This is a genomic window from Campylobacter sp. 2018MI34, assembly GCF_016598975.1.
GTDB lineage: Bacteria > Campylobacterota > Campylobacteria > Campylobacterales > Campylobacteraceae > Campylobacter_D.
The window spans coordinates 1-19,113 of record NZ_JAENKS010000017.1; the positions used below are offsets into that span (position 1 = coordinate 1).

Sequence of the window (19,113 nt, forward strand, 5' to 3'; positions counted from 1 at the left end):
AAAATAAAAACTAATCAGTTTAATATAATAATCTTTGAAAGAATAAAAATAAAACTATTAAATAATATTAGTTTTATTTTTAAATTTAAAATATATTGGAGCTTTATTTATATAAAAAATATTTTTTAATTTATTGGTTTGTTTTTAAATTTAAAAATATTTTCACTAATTTTGCTGATAAATCTAAAATTATCCGTTTTAAATTTTATCCCATCACAAGTCGCATTAAGTACAAGTCTTCGCCTTGTGTGACTTTGTATTCTATACTTTCACACTTAGGACATTTAAAAATATTTTCTTCTAAAATACTTGTTTGATTACAATTTAAACACAAAATTTCAAGCGGGGCAAGCTCTATAAAAAGTTTAGCATTTTTGCAAAAATTTGAGTTTTCTTTAAAAGTTTCAAAGCAACGTTTAAAAAGATCAACTTCTATACCACTTAAACGCCCGATTTTTACATAAATTTCTTGCACATTTTTGGCATTATTGCTTAGGGCGTTTTCTTCGCAAAGTTCGATTAAAGATTCTACTATACTTAATTCGTGCATTAGCAAATTCTTGGTAGAAGTTCGCCTTTAGGGCTTTCTAAAAAGCGTTTAGCTCCATAAGCATTTTGTAAAATCACGCGTGCTTTTTTCTCTTCTAAAACTTCACCTATAATACTCGCATTCGCATTGTATTTTTTTAGAATTTCTAAGGCTTTTAACTCATCTTCTTTTTCTACGCAAAGTATAAAAGTACCTTCATTGGCAAGTTCATATGCTTCATAGCCAAAAAGCTCACAAAGTCCTAAAACCTCATCTTGTATGGTAATTTTTTCTTCAAAAATTAAAAGATCATTTCCGCTTTGTTTTGCCCACTCATTTAAAACCGCACTAAGTCCGCCTCGTGTTGCATCACGCATAGCAATGACTTTGATATCTTTTTCTAAAAGTTCCAAAACCTCTTTATCTAAAGCTTTACAATCACTTTTAATATTAGCTTCTAGATTATTTCTTTTGATTAAAACACTAGCTCCGTGTCTTCCTATATCGCCTGAAACAAGTATACTAAGCCCTGCTCTGATATTTTTACTTTCTTTTTTAGCAATGATCTCTCCTAAGGCAGTGGTGTTGATATAAATCTCATCACCTTTGCCCTTAGGAACAACTTTAGTATCGCCACAAACTAGCATTACACCACATTTTTCACACTCTTTTTTGATACTTTTTAAAATGCGTTCTAGTTTTTCTAGCTCAAAACCCTCTTCTAAAATAAGTCCTAAACTTAGATATTTTGGCTTTGCTCCTACCATTAAAATATCATTAATAGAACCACAAACACAAAGTTTGCCGATATTGATCTCATCATCTAAAAAAATCGGACTTAATACAAAAGAATCTGTACTTAAGGCTAAATTGCCCAAAATCGCTGCATCATTGTTTGCATTTAAAATTTCATTATTAAAGATCTTGAAAAGCTTAGTTAAAAGCTCATTCATCTCTTCTCCGCCACCCCCATGAGCTAAGGAAATATTTTTCATGTATTCACCTTTGAATATTTATAATATGCTGCACAAGCTCCTTCACCTGAAACCATGCAACTTCCTATGGGATTTTTTGGAGTGCAAGCTTTAGCAAAAACTTTACAATCATAAGGCTTGGCTAAACCTCTTAAAATTTGCCCACAAATACAAGCTTTATTTTCATTTTTGCTTTGCACAGTGCAATCAAACTTTTTACCTGCATCATAGGTGCTAAATTCTTCTTTTAGCTTTAAGCCTCCATCTTTAATAAGTCCTAAGCCACGAAATTCAAAATCACATACTTGAAAATATTTTTTAACTAAATTTTGAGCTTTGACATTGCCTTCTTTACTTACAGCTCTTTTGTATTGATTAAATACTTCAAATTTGCCTTCATTGTTTTGTTTTATGATATTTAAAATGCTTTCCAAAATATCTACTGGTTCAAAACCACTTACGGCAATAGGAGTTTTAAATTTGATAGCTAAAGGCTCATAAATACCATAACCTGTGATCACGCTTACATGAGAAGGACCTAAAAAGGCATTGATTTTTACATTTTCATCACTCATAATCGCTTCAATAGGAGCTGGAACGGTGATATGATTGATATGAAAAAAGACGTTATTTAAATTTTCTTTTATCACTTTTTCAAGAAGTAAGGCACTCATAGGTGTAGTAGTTTCAAAGCCTATGGCAAAAAAGATAATGATTTTATCTGGATTTTTTTTAGCAAGATCTAAAACTTCAAGTGGAGAGTAAAGCGCTCTAATGTCAGCTCCTTTAGCTCTTAAATCAAGCAAAGAAAACTCACTACCAGGCACTCTTAAAAGATCTCCTAAGGTGCAAAAAATAGTATCTTTCATCGAAGCTAATTTAATAGCTATATCAATACGTTCTCTTGGCATTACACAAACTGGACAACCTGGTCCATGAATAAAATTTATCTCTTTTGGTAAAATGGAAGGTAGGGCATACTTCATAATACTATGAGTATGTCCGCCACAAATCTCCATAATATTGACAGGATTTTTAAGCTCTTGTTCTATAAGTTTTTTTAGGGCTAAAATACTTTCTTTATCTCTAAATTCATCGATAAAATTCATTTAAACCTAAATCCCCCTCATTACTTTTTATCTCCCCGCTATTCATTTTTTCTACTATTTCTTGATAGGTTTTAATGCTCTCTAGTGCAGCTTCTTTGTCGATTTTTTCCATAGCAACTCCAACGTGGATTAAAACATAATCACCTTGTTTTAGAGGCTCATCAATAAGATCTAAATTTACTTTTCTTTTTACGCCTAAAGTTTGCACTAAAGCATTATTTAACTCATCTATTTCTAAAATTTCAGAAGGTATAGATAAACACATTAAAAAAGCTCCTTTTTGAGTTTAAGCACTTTATACCAAAGCTCCATATTTGTGCCATTTTTTGCATCAAGAGTAATGATATCAGCTCTAGGACTTAATTCTTTGATAAGCCTAGTAGCTTCTTTAATATCAAAATCAAAATGATGTGCCAAATCAGCCTTTGTAATTAATACAATATCTGCTTTTTTAAACATTACAGGATATTTTTGTGGTTTATCGCTACCTTCAGTTACAGAAAGCAAGACCACATTTAAATGCTCTCCTAAATCATAACTTGCAGGGCAAACTAAATTGCCTACATTTTCTATAAAAAGTAAATCTATATCTTTAATATCTAAATGATGTAAAGCCTTATGCACCATAAAAGCATCTAAATGACAACTTTGTCCTGTAGTAATTTGATATGCTAAAGCTCCAGCATCTCTTACTCTTAGGGCATCGTTATTGGTTTCTAAATCTCCTTCAATCACAGCAATTTTAAACTCATCTTTTAAAGCTTTGATAGTTTTTTCTAAAAGCGTTGTTTTACCACTACCTGGAGAACTCATTAAATTAATACAAAGCGTGTTTGTTTCATTGAAATGAGCTCTGTTGTGTTTTGCTTCTTCATCATTTTTATCTAATATTTTAGAAATTACTTCTATGGTTTTACTTTCTTTTAGACTTGGATTTTCGTGATGATGGTGATCGTGAGTATGAGTTGAATTTATAGAACAGCCACAATCTTTACACATTGTTTTTTCCTTTTAGTTTTTACTTCATTTTAGCCTTAAAAGCATTAAAAAATTATGAGTTTTAAAATATTTTTTTATTTTTTTGAATTTAAATAATGTACCATTTGTCCTAAAGCAATAGAACTATCATTGCAAGGATATTTTAAAGGCACAAAAAAGTTAAATTCTTTAGCTTTTAAAATTTCAAGTAAGGTTTTATTTTGAAAAACTCCTCCACTTAAAAGCACTTTTAAATCATAATCTTTACTAAATTCTATGATAAAATTTGCCAAAGCATTAAACATACCTGTAATAGCTTTGCTTTTTTCATCTTGCAAAGCCCCTAAAATCAAACTTTTAAAATTAATTTGTCCTTTTTCTATAAAAAGTTTATAAGAAAAATCAAGATTTTTATCATAAAAGGCTTCACACATTAAGCCAATTTGTGCTTCATAAGAACTTTTTTCTATATTAAAAACTATGCTTCCAAAAGCATCAATAATACGCCCTAAAGAGCTTGTTTGCAAATTAGAATGAGAATAAATTTTTCTAAGATTTTCAAGTTTTATTTTTGGAATTTTGACTAAAAATTCCTTAGCTTTATCTTCTAAATCAAAATGCCAAATCAAACTTAAGGCTAAGTTTTGTATATTTTTAATATCACTATTTATAAGAGTAAAATTTTCAAAATGAGCTATTCTTTTATACTCTTTTAAATTTCCTATAAAAACTTCCCCACCCCAAATTTTACCATCTTCTCCGTAGCCTGTTCCATCGCAAATAAAAGCTAAAGCCTTTTCATCTTTTAAAAATTCTTTTTCATATTCAAAATAAGCTGCACAAAAATGCGCATAATGATGAGAAATTTTAACCCTATTTTCAAACTCTTTAGTATAGGCAAAATGTGGATGTTTATCACATAAAACTGCTTCAAATTCTAAATCATAATTTTGTTTGAAAAAATCTAAAAGTTTAAAAAATCTTTCATATACATCAACACTTTTTAAATCGCCTATATAAGGAGAAATTAAAAGTTTATTTTCATAAAAAATTACAAATTCGTTTTTAAGTTCGGCACCTAGGGCTAAAAAAGTGCCTTTTTTATCAAAATTACTTTCTAAATAAAAAGGGTTTAATCCTCTTGAAGTGCGTAAGAACATAGTTGCACCATTTACCACTTGAGCAATGCTATCATCGCTTGCATTTATAATTTCTCTATCATAATCTAAATAAAAATCAAAAACTCCACTAAGTTTTTGACATAAATTTAACTCATCTTTAATAATGCTTTCTCCGCTTAAATTTGCACTTGTTGCCACAAGAGTTCCTTTAAAATACTCAAAAAGCAAAAGGTGTAAAGGAGTATAAGCTAACATAATGCCTAGTTTATTAACTTCAGGAGCAATTAAAGAAAAGTCTTTTTTAGCTTTTAAAATCACAATAGGAGCTAAAACTCCATTTAATAAAGCTTCTTCTTTTTCATCTATAAAGGCAAGTTCTTTAGCACTTTTTAAATCTTTACACATCAAAGCAAAGGGTTTTTTAGGACGCTTTTTTCTGAGTCTTAGCGCTTTTAATGCTTGTTCATTAAAAGCATCACACATTAAATGAAAACCACCCATACCTTTAATAGCTAGAATTTTACCTTCTTTTAAAAAATTTGCACTTTGCATAAAAGCTTCTTTATCTTTAGCTAAAATTGTGCCCTTTTGGTCTTTAAGAAAAACACTAATTTTACATTTAGGACAACTTATGGGCTGAGCGTGAAAACGCCTATTTTTTGGATCTTCATATTCACTTTTACAAAATTCACACATAATAAATTCTTGCATAGAGGTATTAGCCCTATCATAAGGAAGGCTTTTAATAATGCTAAAGCGGGGCCCGCAATGTGTGCAAGTGATAAAAGGATATAAAAAGCGTGGATTTTTTTCATCAAAAAATTCTTTTTTACATTCTTTACAAAGTGCAAAATCGCTAAGCATAGGAGTGCTTTTTGCATTTTCTAAAGAAGGAGTTATACTAAATTGAGTATAATTTGAAATAGGAATTTGAGTAATTGTAAGATGATCTATCCTTGCTAAAGGTGGAAGATGAGTTTTTAAATTTTTTATAAAATTTGTGTATTCTTTTTGAGTGCAAGCAAGAATGATTTCTACGCCAAAGCCATCATTTCTTACCTCTCCAAAAAGTTTAAATTTTAAAGCTAACTCATAAACTAAGGGTCTAAAACCCACACCTTGAACCAAACCTGAAATTTTGATCTTATACCCTAAGTGGCACATTGCTTAATCTACAATCTTTAATATGCTTGAAAACATTTTCAAGCAAACTTTTATGTTCAAATAAGCTTCCGCTAATTAAAACAACTTGGGTTTTATCTTTTTGTTTTAATTCATCATAAAAATCACGTAAAAAATATGACAAACTTTCAATCACTCCATAAGAAATATCTTGAGCACCAACTCCTGCTAACATAAAACTCATAATAGAGCGTAAAGTTTTTATATAATCAAATTCTTTATTGTCATTTAATTTAAAATCAATCTTAACACCCTTGGCTAATCTTGATTGATCGCTTAATTGAAGTAAAACAAGCCCTGCTTTTTTGAAATCTTGATTTAAATTTAGCATTCTTCCTATGATGCACAATAAAGAAAAGAAATTGTTTTTACTTTCAAATTCTTCATCTAAAAGTTTAAATTCTTTTTGGAAATTATCTAAAAGTCTTTTTCCTGTAGGGTCATTTTCAAGTTCGCTATATATCTTTTTTGAGTGATTAGGTAAAGTGATTTTTAATAAATTAATTTCTTTATCTAGTAATAAAATATCATCATATTCTTTGCTAAGCTCTAAAATAAAACTTTTTTGTTTAAAACGTGAAGTAAGATAAGAAATTCTAGCCATATTTTTATCATTTTTGGAAAAAATTAAAGCTCTAATTTTAGAATGTATAAATTCAAAGCCCTCTAATACAACAAATTTATCTTTGACATTTAATATTTTAAAATCATCTATAAAATTTTCAACTTTTTTAAATGATAAAAAATGAAAATTTTCTTTAAAAAGTTCATAACCTAGGGCAAATAAAAAAATATCTTCAGCAAGTTTTAATAAAAATTTATCAATTTTTAAATCATATTTTTGCCTAAATAATGCATTTAATTTAAAAGCCATTAAAGGCTTTTCAAAACTTGCTAAAAATTTTAATTGCTCATTAGAACATACAAAGATAGAAGAGATTGCCTTAATATCACAAGGCATTAAAAAATCTTCTTTAAATTCCTTATCAAAAAGATGTATAGTATAAATTCCTTTATGATTTTTAATCCATATTTTTTCATCTTTTTTAATAATATCTAATGTTTTAGAAAGCAAAGAGTGAAAATTATTTTTATCGATTTTTTCAAAATTTTTACCATCAAAAGAAAGTGAAATATCACAAAATTGACCCCATTCATTTTCTAATAAAATATTTTCTTTAGCATAGGCATTAGAATTTAAAAAACTCAATAAAGTATATTTTTCAAAAATTTCTTTTTGTTTGTATAAAGGCTTAAAATCATCTCCTTCTTTTACCTCAAATCCTGTTAAAAATATACTATGGGACATATTGTTTAAAGAATTGCAAAAATCATTTAATTTATCAGGATCTGCTTTGATCTTAAGAATATATTCTTCATCATTTATTAAAATATCATAAATATAGTCTTTTGCATAAAAATTAAGCAAATACTCAAAAACATCATTATCGCCTATATAATTAAACTTAAATTCTAAAATCAATTTTTATCCTTCTTAATTTGTTTTAAATTCCGCTTCTCTTTTTTTAAAGTCTGGCATAAATTTGTATAAAAAATCATAAAATTCTTTACTATGATTTGGATATTTAATATGACTTAACTCGTGCAAAATGACATATTCAATAGCTTTTAAACTCTTTTGTAAAAGTTTTAAATTTAAATTAATATAGGCTTTATTGTGGTTACAAGATCCCCAACGTGTTTTCATATTTTTAATGCTTAAATGTGTAAAATTAACCCCTATTTTTAAAGACCATTTTTTAAGATAAAAACTAAAAATTTTTTTAGCATTTTGTTTTAAAAACAAATCTAGTTTCATTTTATTTGGGGTAATGATATTATCTTTATCAAAATAAGTTTTTTTAGTGTTTTCATCAAAAATAATTTTATATTTTTTGCTTAAAAAAATTAATTCATCATTTTTTAAAGCTTTTTTGTAAAATCTTTCTTTAGCTTCGTTTATCCAAAAACTTGATTTATCTAAAAATTCATAAACATTTTTAAAAGTGCAAAAATAAGGAATACTAAGAATAAATTCGCCTTTTTCATTTAATCTCAATCTTAAACTTTTTATACGTTTTTTAGTATAAAAATAACACTCATTTTTATAAATAAAAGATTTTAAACTAGAGCTTTGCCTTGCCATTTTTTACTTTTCCATCTATATGAATTTACCATTCCACGCAAAAACTCATCTGCACAAAAACCTATCCAAATACCTAAAATTCCAAGATTAAAATAAAAACAAAGCACATAGCCTACTGGTAAAGATACACCCATCATAAAAACAAGACCACTAAAAAATGGAAATTTCGCATCACCGCTTGCACGCAAAGAATTTACCATGACTATATTAAAAGTGCGTGAAATTTCAAGAAAGATTGAAAGAGCAAATAAGGGTATCATTAAATTTTTTAATTCTTCTTTTAAACCTAAAGCTTGCATAGTAAAATCTTGACAAAGATAATTTAAAAGTGCTACTAAAGCACTCGCTATAACACTAAAATATAAAGCACGCCAAGCGTGTTTATAAGCAATATTTTCATATCTAGCACCGACTAATTTTCCCACTATGATTTCATTGGCTATACTCGTAGCTTGTCCTATAAGCATAATAAGCATTGAAATTTGAAAATAAATCGTTTGTACAGCTAAACTTGCTTCACCTAAGCTTGCTACAAAAGCAAAAGCTATAGTATATTGCACTATCCACAAAAGATTTTCTCCTGCTGAAAATCCACCTATATTTAAAACCTTTTTTAAAACTTCTTTTTCAAGTTTAATCATTTCTTTGATTTTAAGATGAATTTGAAGTTTATAAAAAAGTATGATAAGCAAAGCAACTATAGCAACAATACGTGCAAAAATATTACTAAGCCCTACTCCAAAAAGCTCTAATTTTGTATAGTGTAAAACATAATAATTTCCCCCAATTACCACTATATCCATTAAAAATCCTATAAGCATCACCCAATAAGCCATATTATAAACCCTTACAATGGCTGCTAAAACAATGCCTATAGCATCAAAAAACAAACAAATTGCAAGCATGTGTAAATAAATTTCACTATCTTTAAGCAATTCTTGTGGAATTTTTAAAAGATAAAGTAAATATTCTCCATGCCATAAAATAAGTGCTCCACATACAAAACCTAAAAGCGCATTTAAAAACAAGCTTTGATGGATCACTTTTCTTGCTAAAATATGATCTCTTGCTCCAATAGCTTGAGCTATTACTACGCTACAACCTACGCTTAAAAATGAAAAAATAGTTATAAAAAGATCTAAAATTTGATTTCCAGCTCCCATGGCACCCACAAGAAAATTAGAATAATGCGATACCATAGCGGTATTTATAATCACAGTTAAATATTTAGAAAGCAAGTCCCAAAATATAGGAATACTAAGTCTTGTTAAAGAAAGTTGTTTTTTTGCCATGATTATTCTTTTAAAAAGCCGTATTCATAAATTTTTGGCTCTAACTTTTTAGCTAAAGCATTTAAGGCTGTGTTTAAATCATTAAATAAAATTTTATAATACTTATCCCTTGCATTGTAAAGTAAAATTAGAATTTGTCTTATATGAAATTTATATTTTTCTATGATAAAAACAGGTTTTACAAAAGACTTTTTAAGCTCGCTTTTTCCTTGTTTAGCTTCAGCCCAAAGCAAATTAATTTCACCCAAAAGTCCTAAATTTTGAGTGATACAAAAATCAATCTTAGTGCCTACATAATTAAACTTAGAAAAATACAAATCCTTAATCTTGCTTTTTAAAGGCTCTTCGCTAAGTTTTAAAAATTCCCTAAACAAATCATATCCTTAAAAAATATTTAAAGATATGATTTTAATAAAAATATACTTTTTTTTATATAAATCTTAACCAAAAATATATTATAAGCAAGTTTTGCTATTTTAAACTAAAACTCTATTGTAATTTATCATACCATATCAACCTATTTTATAAGTTTTAAATTTATGATAAAAAATATTATCTTATTTTAAAAATATTTAAAATTTTATTTTTAACCTTTTAAGTTTTATTTTATTTTTAAAAAAATAATATATCATTATAGAAATACTTTTTAAAATTTAAAAGGAGATAAAAATGCTTTCTAAGGAAGTTGTAAAATTACTTAATGAACAAATAAATAAAGAAATGTACGCAGCAAATTTATATCTTAGCATGAGCTCTTGGTGTTATGAAAATAGTCTTGATGGGGCTGGACTTTTTTTATTTAATCATGCTAGTGAAGAAAGTGATCATGCAAAACGTTTAATTACTTATCTAAACGAAACAGATTCTCATGTTGATCTTAAAGAAATTAAACAACCTGAACAAAATTTTTCTTCTTTACTTGATGTATTTGAAAAAACTTTTGAGCATGAACAATTTATCACAAAATCAATTAATACCTTAGTTGAACATATGTTAGCACATAAAGACTATTCTACTTTTAATTTTTTACAATGGTATGTAAGCGAACAACATGAAGAAGAGGCTTTATTTAGAGGTATAGTTGATAAAATCAAGCTTATTGGAGATCATGGAAATGGTCTTTATCTAGCAGATCAATATATAAAAAATTTAGCACAAGCTAAAAAATAATTCCGATTTTGCCGATAAAAATGACTTTTTTTTCTTTAGAATTTAGCATTTTAATATCGGCCTTTTTTATAATTTATTGGATTTTTAAAAAATATTACAAAATACAAAATATTTTAGTTTTATTATTTAGCTATTTGGTTTATACTCTTATAAATCCTTATTTTGCTTTAATTTTATTAGTTTATACTTTTTTTATTCATTATTTTGCCTTGCTTATTTTTACAAGAGAAAAAAAATATATTCTTTTTATTTCAATTATATCTGTTATTTTAAATCTTTGTTTTTTTAAATATTTTTCAGATATTAAAGATGATTTAAATATTGTTTTTAATTATTTAGGCTTAGATTTTTTAAGTATTGATATTGTTTTTCCAATAGGAATTAGTTTTTATACTTTCAATTCCATTACTTATCTTGTTAGTGTTTATAAAAAACATAAAGTTGAAAGTTTTATCAATCTTGCTATTTATCTTAGCTTTTTTCCGACTCTTCTTTTAGGTCCTATAATGAAGAGTGAATTCTTTTTTAATCAAATCTTTAAAAAAAGAGATTTTAACAATATAGATCTTATTTTTGTTTTATTACTTTTTGGCATTTTTAAAAAAGTGTTTTTAGCAAATTATTTAGAAATTTACTCTAAAGAAATTTTAGATTATCCTCAAAATTATAGTTTTTTAGAACTTTTAAGTGCTATTTATGCCTATGCTTTACAAATTTATTGCGATTTTAGTGGATATATAGATTTAGTTAGTGCTTTTGCTTTAATGCTTGGATTTAATTTACCTATTAATTTTAATATGCCGTATTTGGCTACTAATTTAAAAGATTTTTGGGCAAGATGGCATATAAGTCTTTCTAATTTTATAAAAGAATATATTTATATTCCTTTAGGAGGGAATCAAAAAGGTCATTTAAGAACTTATTTAAATATCATAATTGCTTTTTGTCTTTCTGGAATTTGGCATGGAAATACAATTAATTTTTTTATCTGGGGTTTATTGCATAGTTTTGGAGTGATATTCAATCACGCAATGCCTTTTAAACTTAAAAAATTTCCTTTTATAGCAAGATTTATAACTTTTCACTTTATATGTTTTACTTGGATATTTTTTTATTATTCTAAATTAGATGATAGCTTTGAATATTTAAAAGCTTGTTATGAAAATTTCTACTTAATTCCTGATTATAAAACTTTTTATATTTTAATTATTTTTTTCATTCTTTTTATAGTTTATCCTTCTTTTATCAATTATAAAAAGAATTGCACTCAAATTTTACAAGTAACCCCGCTAATATTAAAACCAATTATAATAGCCTTTTTATTGCTTTTGATTTTTACTTTTATTCCTAACGAAATCCCAAATTTCATTTACTCGAGTTTTTAATGAATATTTTAAAATTTTTATTTGTATTATTTTGCAGTTTCTTCTTAGTTGTTTTAGTGATGAATGAAAGCATAAGTTCTTATTTAGAACAAAAATATCATTTTATTTTTTATCCACAAAATACTATATTAAAAGAAGCAAATTCTTTAAAAGTAAAATTAGAAGAGATTAAAAATATTATTATAAATCAACAAAATACATCTAAAGAAGATCTAGATACTGATAATAATATTTTAGAAGATAATAACTCAAAAGAGCTCAACACTTCAAATTATTTAGAACAAATAAAAACAAATATTATACAAGAAACCAATACTACAAACAATTTAAAATCCATAACTTATATAAATCCTAAAGATAGCTTTTTATTTATTGGAGATTCTTTAATGCAAGGGGTTGCTGTAGCTTTAAATAAAGACTTAAAAAATTTAGGCATAAAAACCATGAATCTTAGCAAACAAAATACAGGGCTTTCTTATAAATCATATTTTAACTGGGCAAATACTACACAAACAACTTTGCAAAAAAATCCTAATATCAAGTATTTAGTTATTTTGCTAGGCGTAAATGATCCTTGGGATATCAAAAAAAATGGAATTTATCATCATTTTAATTCTTTATCATGGCTTCAAATTTATACTCATAGAGTACAAGAGCTTATAAATATCGCTAAAAAATATAATGTAAAAATATTTTGGTATGAGATTCCTCCAGTAAAAAAAGAAGATTTAAATAAAAAAATTATTATATTAAATAATATTTATGAAAATATTGTAACAAACAATAATGAGATTTTTATTCCGACTAAAACATTTTTTAGTTATGAAAATAAATTTTCAACTTATATTATAAATGAAAACAATAAAAGTGTTAAAATGAGAACAGATGATGGAATTCATTTTACTCCAACAGGTGCTAAAAAAATGTCAGAACTTCTTATGCAATATATAAAAATTAAGGATAAGAATGATTAAAAATATTTCTATTTTTATAGCTTTTTCTTGTATTTTTTTAAATGCTATTTCATTAGATACTAAAAATTGCATTAGCAATTATGCAGATAATAAATCTTTAAGATTGCTTAAACAAAAAATCGAAGAAAAGAAAAATTTAGGAATCAGAATTTATGGAGATTCTCATATAGCTGCAGACTTTTTTCCTAATACTTTAAGAACTTTATTTTTTAAAACAAATGCATTAGGTTTTGTCTATGCTATCCAGCCAAAATATCAACAAAACTCAAATTTAACTTATGAATTTAAAAATTTTGAAATTCTCAACTCTCAAACCTCTAAAAATATTAATTATCCATTAGGCGGGGTTATAGCAAATGCCTTAAAAAAAAATGCTTACATTGTTATAGATACAAAGTTAAGTTCTAAAAAATTTAATGTAGGTTTCATCTTTAAAAGTCCATCTAATGATTATGCTTTTATGATTAAAGATGAAAATAATAAGACCTATAAATTAAAAAGTAAAAAAAATAAATGGTCTTATAAAGAAATAGAGCTTGATTTTCCATTTAAAATTACGGCTTTAGCTAAAGATGCAAAACTTGGCGGATATATAATTTATAATAAAAATAAAAATAATCTTTTTTTAGATACTCTTGCTATAAATGGAGCAAAAAGTAATTTATGGAAAGAATGGAATTTAAAAGTAAGCAAAGAAGAGCTTAAAATTTTAAAACAAGATTTAATCATACTTGCTTATGGAACCAATGATGCTTTATATAATAATTTTGATAAAAAAACATTTAAATATGATTTAAAAAAATTTATTCATATTTTAAAACAAATTAATAAAAATGCAGTTTTTATTATAATCTCTCCGCCAACTATAAAAGAACCTAATTCTCATTTTTTTGCCATAAGAAAAAGTCTTTATGAGATAGCAAAAGAAGAAAAAGCTTTAATTTTTGATATGCATAGTTTTATGAAAGACAATAAAGGAAAAGACTATTGGATAAGCCAAAAACTTTCATTAAAAGATGTTCATTTGAGCATCAAAGGTTATGAAGTTATGGCTAAAAAAATGTATCAAGATCTTATAAAAACTCTCAATGCTGTTCATTGATATCATCATAATATATCGTTATGATTTGATAATAAGTATTAATAACAGATAAAAGATTAAATTTAGCTCTTAAATATTCTTGCAATGAAGAATTTAAGCTATTTTTGGCATCTAAATAATCTTTAAGTTCGCTTTTTCCTAGTTCATATTTTTGCAAATAAGCCTTAGTAATTTGTTCTTGTTTTAAATTTATTTTTTCAAGATTATTTAATATTTTAATAGTATTTTCATAATTTTTAGAATAATACACAAATTCATTAATAGCGCTTTGTAAGACTTGCTCATATTCAAAAACTAAAATTTCATAAGAATACTCAGAAATTTTGATATTTTTCTTCAACCTTGCATAATCTAAAAAAGGAAGAGAAATTTTAATATTACCATCTAAAAAAGAAAATTTAAAACTATCATCAAATTTTGCATCATTTCCACTAAAACCTGCACCTAATGAAATAGCAGGAAACATAGATTTTTTTACACTAGAATAATCTTTAAATGCTGCTTTTAAATTATTTAATTTAGCTAAAACATCAGGTCTATAAAATAAAGCATCTAAAGGAATATTAAAATTTACATTTAAATTTTTAAAATCTTTAAGAGATAAATTCTTAAAATATTCAAGGTAAGCAAAACCTTCTTGTTTTCCTATAAGATCTTTTAGATTTTTAAGCAATAATTCTTTATTTTGTTCATTGGAAAGTAAATTTTGTTTTGCTTTTAATAAACTTTGATCAATATTTAATAAATCAAGATTTTCGATTTTTCCAAGTTCGTATTTAAAATTATAAAGATTTTTCATTTGTTCTAAATTTAGGATATATTCTTTTAAAAGAATGCTAACATCATTAAAATAAGCTAATTCAAAAATATTATTAATCGTGGAATTAATAATGCTTAATTTTAAACTCTCTAGATCATATGCACTAGCTCTTGCATCAAATTCTCTTGCATTAACCTCATCAGAAATCTTAGAATAAATATCAAGTTCATAGTTTAAATTTAAAGAATTTGAAAAATTATTTGAGTGAATTCCTTGATTTAAATTTCTTGAACTTGAAAAACCTAAATTTGCACTTAAGGTTGGATATAAATCATAATTGATTAAATCAGCTCTTGATAATGCCATTAAAAAATTTGTTTTAGCCACCTTAATATCGGTGTTATTTTCTAATACAAAAAAAATAAACTCATCAAGTTTTTTATCATCATATAATTTCCACCATTCTTTTGTGGTATTTAAATCTTTTAACTCGTTTTGAGAAAGAGTTTTTTCTTTCACTATAGAAATATTACTTGTTGCACAAGCACTTAAAAAAATAAATACGAAAAAAAATATTATATTTTTCATCTCATTCCTTAGATAAAGCATTGATAGGATTTAAATTAGCAGCATTTTTTGCTGGGAAAAAACCAAAAACGACTCCAATAAAAATGGAACTTAATAAACCTAAAATAATAGATCCACTCGAAAGTATCATAGGAAAATCAACGCTAAAGGCATTGAAAGAAAAAACTATTGCTATGGATAAAATTACCCCTAAAACAGCACCAACCAAACATATCATTATTGCCTCGATTAAAAACTGCATTAAAATATCCTCTTTTCTAGCTCCTATTGCCATACGGATTCCTATTTCTTTTGTTCTTTCACTCACTGAAACAAGCATAATATTCATAACTCCTATACCACCAACAATTAAAGCAATAATAGCAATAGATGCGGTTAAAATGGTTGTAGTGCGTTGATTTTCTTCTATAGCCTTTTTAATGCTATCTGAATTTATAGTAAAAAAGTCTTTATTTCCACGCTTAATCTCTAAAATTCTAACAACAGCACTTTCGGCTAAGGAAGAACTTACACTATCTTTAACTTTTACTATGATTTCTCTTAAATTTCTGTCTCCGGTTAGCTTATTCATTAAAGTTGTATAAGGCACATAAAGACGTACTGTATTATCTTCAAAGAATTTATTTGTATCTTGTTTTAAGACTCCTATAATTTTAAAAGGTTGATCTTTAAAAATAATAATACGACCTAAAATATCTTTACTATTTTCATTTTTAAATATATTCTTTTTAGCGTTGTAATCAAGTACAACAACATTAGAACTATTTTTAATATCATCATCACTAAGTAAAGTTCCTACTTCTAATTCTAAACCTTTAATTTTAAACTGATTTACACCAACTCCCTCGCCTCTTGCATTTAAAGAAATATTCTTATAAGTTACCACTCCAGAAGTCGTAGATCTTGCTTCTACTGCATCTAAATATTCTAAAGATCTTAAAGTATTTAAATCACTAAAATTAAATCTTGTTTTGCCAGATCTTAAATCTCCAAATCCTTTACCTGGAATAATTTCAATTGTGTTGGTTCCAAGTCTAGAAATAGAAGAAAGAATTTTTTCTTGAGAACCAAGTCCTAAAGCAATTACACACACAACTGACGCAATGCCTATAATAATTCCCAGCATTGTAAGTATTGATCTTAACTTATGAGCAATAATAGAGGTAAAAGCGATTTTAAAACTCTCTGCAATCTGATTTTTTAAAAGATCAAATGTTTTTATCTCTGGTGAAAAAGGCTCTAGCTTTTCATTAAATTCTTTGGTATTTTTATTGGTATCACTTAAAATTTTTCCATCTTTTATTTCTATAACTCTTCCAGCTTTAGCAGCAATACCCCTATCGTGTGTTACCAAAATAATAGTATGACCTAATTTATTGAGCTCTTGCAAAATCTCAAGAACTTTAATTCCGCTTTTACTATCTAAAGCTCCAGTTGGCTCATCTGCTAAAATCAAATCTCCACCATTCATCAAAGCTCTTGCTATACTAACTCTTTGTTGCTGTCCTCCGCTTAGTTGATTTGGCTTAAAATCAAATTTGTGATCTAGTTCCAAGCTAGATAAGAGTTCTTTTGCTCTTTGGTTTCTTTGATATGCTTTTTTTCCAGTATAAATAGCAGGTAAAGCAATATTTTCACCCGCGCTTAATAAACTTAAAAGATTATATCTTTGAAAAATAAAACCTATTTTTTCACGTCTTAATCTAGCTTTTTGTTCTTTATCTAATAAAGTTACTTCATAGTTTTCAAAAATATAACTCCCTTTACTTGGCTCATCAAGAGTTCCAATAATATTTAGCAAAGTTGTTTTACCGCTACCACTTTGACCTATAATAGCTACAAATTCGCCTTTTTCTATACTTAAACTGACATTATCTAAAATACAAGTTTGATTTATAAATTTATAAATATTTTTAAGATATATCATTACATTCTCATCTTTTTAATATTTTTTACATTATCCAAAGAATCCAAAGAAATAATTAATTCTTCATTCTCATTAAGCCCTTCTAAAACTTCGGTATTTATAGCATCGTGAATTCCAAGTTTAATATATTTTTTTACTTTTTCATTATTTTCTAAAATTTCAACATAATAGCCATTAGCATCGCTATAAATTGTATAAGTAGGCACCACAATAACATTTTTAGCACTTTGAATAATTATTTCATTTTGAATACTCATTCCAATACGCAAAAAGTTATTTTTATTAGGCACAAAAAATTTGGCATAATAATAAATTGCACTACTAGAAGAAGAGCTAGATGAACTACTAGAAGAAGAGCTAGATGAATCACTTACTTCAGTATCTGCTGGATCTATGTTTGAGATTAAAGCTTGATATTTTTTATCCGGATTGCTTAATACTGCAAAATTAACTTCTGTTCCTACTTTTATTTTATTAACATCAGCTTCTGCTATTTCCATTCTTACTTCCATTTCGTCTAAATTTGCAATTCTAACTATAGTTGGAGTACTTTGATTAGCATTAACAGTCTGCCCCTCATCAACAGCAACATTAATAATATAACCATCTATTGGAGCTCTAATTGTTGTATATCCTAAATCTTTTTGAGCATTTTTAAGACTGATTTCAAGCTGAATAACTTGTGCATTTAAATCCGCAACATCTGCTTTAAGCGTATAATAATTATTTTTAAGAGTTTCAAGACTTTCTAAAGAAGTTGCTTTTTGAGCATAAAGTTTTTGCTCTCTTTGATACTGCTTAGCCGCTATATCAAAAGCAACTTTTTTACTTTCCAAACTTGCTTTTGTGCTTTCTAATTTAGCCTTTGTAATATCCAAATCATTTTGTTGTTTATCTTTATCTATTTGTGCAATCAAATCACCTTGTTTAACTTTATCTCCAACATTAACATAAAGCTTTATAATCTGACCGCTCACCTGTGCACCAACATCAACTTGATCTTTAGCATAAACTTTTCCAACAGCTTCTATGCTTTGTTCGATATTACTCCTTTGAATTTTTTGAGTTACAACTTGCATTTTATCTTTAGAATAAAAAAAACCATAATAAATTCCAAAAATAATGCCTATAAATAAAACGATAAAAAGAATTTTGTATTTCATTTAAAACCTTCAATAAATAAAATTAATTCTATTTAACAAAAATAAATTTTATGTGAATTTTAATATAAATTTTATACGATTAAATTTATAAAGGAGAGAAAATGAAAAAAGAACTAGAACCTTTTATGACAAGATATTCTTGTAGAAATTTTAGCAATAAAACAATTAAAGAAGAAGATTTAAAAGAAATTTTAGAAATAGCAAGATTAAGCCCGAGTTCTTTAGGGTTAGAACCTTGGAAATTTTATGTTATTCAAGATAAAAAGAAATTAGAGGAAATATCTTTAATTGCCAATCATCAAAATCACGTAAAAACAGCTGCAGCACTTATTATAATCACTTCAAGATTTGATTTTGATGAATATTTTGAAAATAAACTAAAATCAAGAAATATGCCAAAAGAAGAAATTGAAAAAAGAATAAATACTTATAAGCCTTTTTTAGACTCTTTAGATGAAAAACAAAAAATTGCTTACTCAAGAGAACAAGCTTATATAGCATTAACAAGCATACTTTATGCAGCAAATGCTTTAAAAATAAACTCTTGTACCATAGGAGGTTTTAATCAAGACAAATTAAATTCTTATTTAAATCTAAATCCTAAAAAAGAAAGTGCTACTTTAATTGTAGCCTTAGGAATTAGTAATGAAGAAAAAATTCCAACTAAAAGTCGTTTTAGCTTTAATGAAGTAGTAAAATTTTTATAATTTTAC

18 protein-coding genes are annotated in these 19,113 nt (G+C 26.3%); 5 read left to right on the forward strand and 13 right to left on the reverse strand.

The window, feature by feature from the left end; translation table 11 throughout:
• Nucleotides 1–205: 205 nt before the first annotated feature.
• The 10 genes from hypA to JG676_RS08955 form a co-directional block, all read right to left on the reverse strand.
• The gene (gene hypA / locus JG676_RS05485) at nt 206–550 is read right to left on the reverse strand and encodes a hydrogenase maturation nickel metallochaperone HypA (RefSeq protein ID WP_200217563.1); all 345 of its coding nucleotides are present in this window, start codon (nt 548–550) and stop codon (nt 206–208) included.
• Nucleotides 550–1,524: a hydrogenase expression/formation protein HypE gene (gene hypE, locus JG676_RS05490; protein ID WP_200217564.1), complete on the reverse strand. Its 975-nt coding sequence runs from the start codon at nt 1,522–1,524 to the stop codon at nt 550–552. The genes hypA and hypE overlap by 1 nt, the downstream gene beginning before the upstream one ends.
• Nucleotides 1,521–2,612: a hydrogenase formation protein HypD gene (gene hypD, locus JG676_RS05495; RefSeq protein ID WP_200217565.1), complete on the reverse strand. Its 1,092-nt coding sequence runs from the start codon at nt 2,610–2,612 to the stop codon at nt 1,521–1,523. The genes hypE and hypD overlap by 4 nt, the downstream gene beginning before the upstream one ends.
• A complete protein-coding gene (locus JG676_RS05500) occupies nt 2,596–2,877 on the reverse strand; it encodes a HypC/HybG/HupF family hydrogenase formation chaperone (RefSeq protein WP_200217566.1) in 282 nt (93 codons plus the stop codon). Before JG676_RS05500 ends, hypD begins: the two co-directional genes overlap by 17 nt.
• Complete coding sequence (gene hypB, locus JG676_RS05505) at nt 2,877–3,611, reverse strand: hydrogenase nickel incorporation protein HypB (protein ID WP_200217567.1); 735 nt, start codon at nt 3,609–3,611, stop codon at nt 2,877–2,879. The genes JG676_RS05500 and hypB overlap by 1 nt, the downstream gene beginning before the upstream one ends.
• A 74-nt stretch (nt 3,612–3,685) precedes the next feature.
• Nucleotides 3,686–5,875 carry a carbamoyltransferase HypF gene (gene hypF, locus JG676_RS05510; RefSeq protein WP_200217568.1) on the reverse strand — a complete coding sequence of 730 codons (2,190 nt, stop codon included), beginning with the start codon at nt 5,873–5,875 and terminating at the stop codon, nt 3,686–3,688.
• Complete coding sequence (locus JG676_RS05515; RefSeq protein WP_200217569.1) at nt 5,856–7,376, reverse strand: hypothetical protein; 1,521 nt, start codon at nt 7,374–7,376, stop codon at nt 5,856–5,858. Before JG676_RS05515 ends, hypF begins: the two co-directional genes overlap by 20 nt.
• A 12-nt stretch (nt 7,377–7,388) precedes the next feature.
• The gene (locus tag JG676_RS05520; protein ID WP_200170014.1) at nt 7,389–8,039 is read right to left on the reverse strand and encodes a M48 family metallopeptidase; all 651 of its coding nucleotides are present in this window, start codon (nt 8,037–8,039) and stop codon (nt 7,389–7,391) included.
• A complete protein-coding gene (locus JG676_RS05525) occupies nt 8,015–9,331 on the reverse strand; it encodes an MATE family efflux transporter (protein WP_200170013.1) in 1,317 nt (438 codons plus the stop codon). The genes JG676_RS05520 and JG676_RS05525 overlap by 25 nt, the downstream gene beginning before the upstream one ends.
• A gap of 2 nt (nt 9,332–9,333) precedes the next feature.
• Complete coding sequence (locus JG676_RS08955) at nt 9,334–9,705, reverse strand: hypothetical protein (protein ID WP_234126394.1); 372 nt, start codon at nt 9,703–9,705, stop codon at nt 9,334–9,336.
• 295 nt (nt 9,706–10,000) lie between these two features.
• On the opposite strand from JG676_RS08955, the gene JG676_RS05535 reads away from it, so the two are divergent.
• From JG676_RS05535 to JG676_RS05550, 4 genes are read left to right on the forward strand one after another with little or no spacing between them, the layout of a single operon-like run.
• Nucleotides 10,001–10,501: a ferritin gene (locus JG676_RS05535; RefSeq protein ID WP_200170012.1), complete on the forward strand. Its 501-nt coding sequence runs from the start codon at nt 10,001–10,003 to the stop codon at nt 10,499–10,501.
• Nucleotides 10,502–10,521: 20 nt separating this feature from the next.
• Nucleotides 10,522–11,886: an MBOAT family protein gene (locus tag JG676_RS05540; protein WP_200217570.1), complete on the forward strand. Its 1,365-nt coding sequence runs from the start codon at nt 10,522–10,524 to the stop codon at nt 11,884–11,886.
• Nucleotides 11,886–12,860, forward strand: coding sequence for a DUF459 domain-containing protein (locus tag JG676_RS05545; RefSeq protein WP_200217571.1), 975 nt, complete (start codon nt 11,886–11,888; stop codon nt 12,858–12,860). Before JG676_RS05540 ends, JG676_RS05545 begins: the two co-directional genes overlap by 1 nt.
• A complete protein-coding gene (locus tag JG676_RS05550) occupies nt 12,853–13,962 on the forward strand; it encodes a GDSL-type esterase/lipase family protein (protein WP_200217572.1) in 1,110 nt (369 codons plus the stop codon). Before JG676_RS05545 ends, JG676_RS05550 begins: the two co-directional genes overlap by 8 nt.
• Here JG676_RS05550 and JG676_RS05555 read toward each other — a convergent pair.
• Genes JG676_RS05555 through JG676_RS05565 form a run of 3 tightly spaced genes read right to left on the reverse strand, consistent with a single transcriptional unit; the run spans nt 13,946 to nt 18,400 of the window.
• Nucleotides 13,946–15,310, reverse strand: a complete 1,365-nt coding sequence (locus JG676_RS05555; protein WP_200217573.1) for a TolC family protein — start codon at nt 15,308–15,310, stop codon at nt 13,946–13,948. The two genes, JG676_RS05550 and JG676_RS05555, sit on opposite strands and share 17 nt — an antisense overlap.
• A 1-nt stretch (nt 15,311) precedes the next feature.
• Nucleotides 15,312–17,237: an ABC transporter permease gene (locus JG676_RS05560; RefSeq protein WP_200217574.1), complete on the reverse strand. Its 1,926-nt coding sequence runs from the start codon at nt 17,235–17,237 to the stop codon at nt 15,312–15,314.
• The gene (locus JG676_RS05565) at nt 17,237–18,400 is read right to left on the reverse strand and encodes an efflux RND transporter periplasmic adaptor subunit (RefSeq protein WP_200217575.1); all 1,164 of its coding nucleotides are present in this window, start codon (nt 18,398–18,400) and stop codon (nt 17,237–17,239) included. The genes JG676_RS05560 and JG676_RS05565 overlap by 1 nt, the downstream gene beginning before the upstream one ends.
• 101 nt (nt 18,401–18,501) lie before the next feature.
• Here JG676_RS05565 and JG676_RS05570 point away from each other — a divergent pair, with 101 nt between their 5' ends.
• Nucleotides 18,502–19,107 carry a nitroreductase family protein gene (locus tag JG676_RS05570; RefSeq protein ID WP_200217576.1) on the forward strand — a complete coding sequence of 202 codons (606 nt, stop codon included), beginning with the start codon at nt 18,502–18,504 and terminating at the stop codon, nt 19,105–19,107.
• The last annotated feature ends 6 nt before the right edge of the window (nt 19,108–19,113 follow it).

Bases quoted from the DNA above. Each gene is read 5' to 3' on its own strand.
- hypA (WP_200217563.1), bottom strand. From the start codon at position 550: ATGCACGAATTAAGTATAGTAGAATCTTTAATCGAACTTTGCGAAGAA.
- hypE (WP_200217564.1), bottom strand. From the start codon at position 1,524: ATGAAAAATATTTCCTTAGCTCATGGGGGTGGCGGAGAAGAGATGAAT.
- hypD (WP_200217565.1), bottom strand. From the start codon at position 2,612: ATGAATTTTATCGATGAATTTAGAGATAAAGAAAGTATTTTAGCCCTA.
- JG676_RS05500 (WP_200217566.1), bottom strand. From the start codon at position 2,877: ATGTGTTTATCTATACCTTCTGAAATTTTAGAAATAGATGAGTTAAAT.
- hypB (WP_200217567.1), bottom strand. From the start codon at position 3,611: ATGTGTAAAGATTGTGGCTGTTCTATAAATTCAACTCATACTCACGAT.
- hypF (WP_200217568.1), bottom strand. From the start codon at position 5,875: ATGTGCCACTTAGGGTATAAGATCAAAATTTCAGGTTTGGTTCAAGGT.
- JG676_RS05520 (WP_200170014.1), bottom strand. From the start codon at position 8,039: ATGGCAAGGCAAAGCTCTAGTTTAAAATCTTTTATTTATAAAAATGAG.
- JG676_RS05525 (WP_200170013.1), bottom strand. From the start codon at position 9,331: ATGGCAAAAAAACAACTTTCTTTAACAAGACTTAGTATTCCTATATTT.
- JG676_RS05535 (WP_200170012.1), top strand. From the start codon at position 10,001: ATGCTTTCTAAGGAAGTTGTAAAATTACTTAATGAACAAATAAATAAA.
- JG676_RS05540 (WP_200217570.1), top strand. From the start codon at position 10,522: ATGACTTTTTTTTCTTTAGAATTTAGCATTTTAATATCGGCCTTTTTT.
- JG676_RS05545 (WP_200217571.1), top strand. From the start codon at position 11,886: ATGAATATTTTAAAATTTTTATTTGTATTATTTTGCAGTTTCTTCTTA.
- JG676_RS05550 (WP_200217572.1), top strand. From the start codon at position 12,853: ATGATTAAAAATATTTCTATTTTTATAGCTTTTTCTTGTATTTTTTTA.
- JG676_RS05555 (WP_200217573.1), bottom strand. From the start codon at position 15,310: ATGAAAAATATAATATTTTTTTTCGTATTTATTTTTTTAAGTGCTTGT.
- JG676_RS05560 (WP_200217574.1), bottom strand. From the start codon at position 17,237: ATGATATATCTTAAAAATATTTATAAATTTATAAATCAAACTTGTATT.
- JG676_RS05565 (WP_200217575.1), bottom strand. From the start codon at position 18,400: ATGAAATACAAAATTCTTTTTATCGTTTTATTTATAGGCATTATTTTT.
- JG676_RS05570 (WP_200217576.1), top strand. From the start codon at position 18,502: ATGAAAAAAGAACTAGAACCTTTTATGACAAGATATTCTTGTAGAAAT.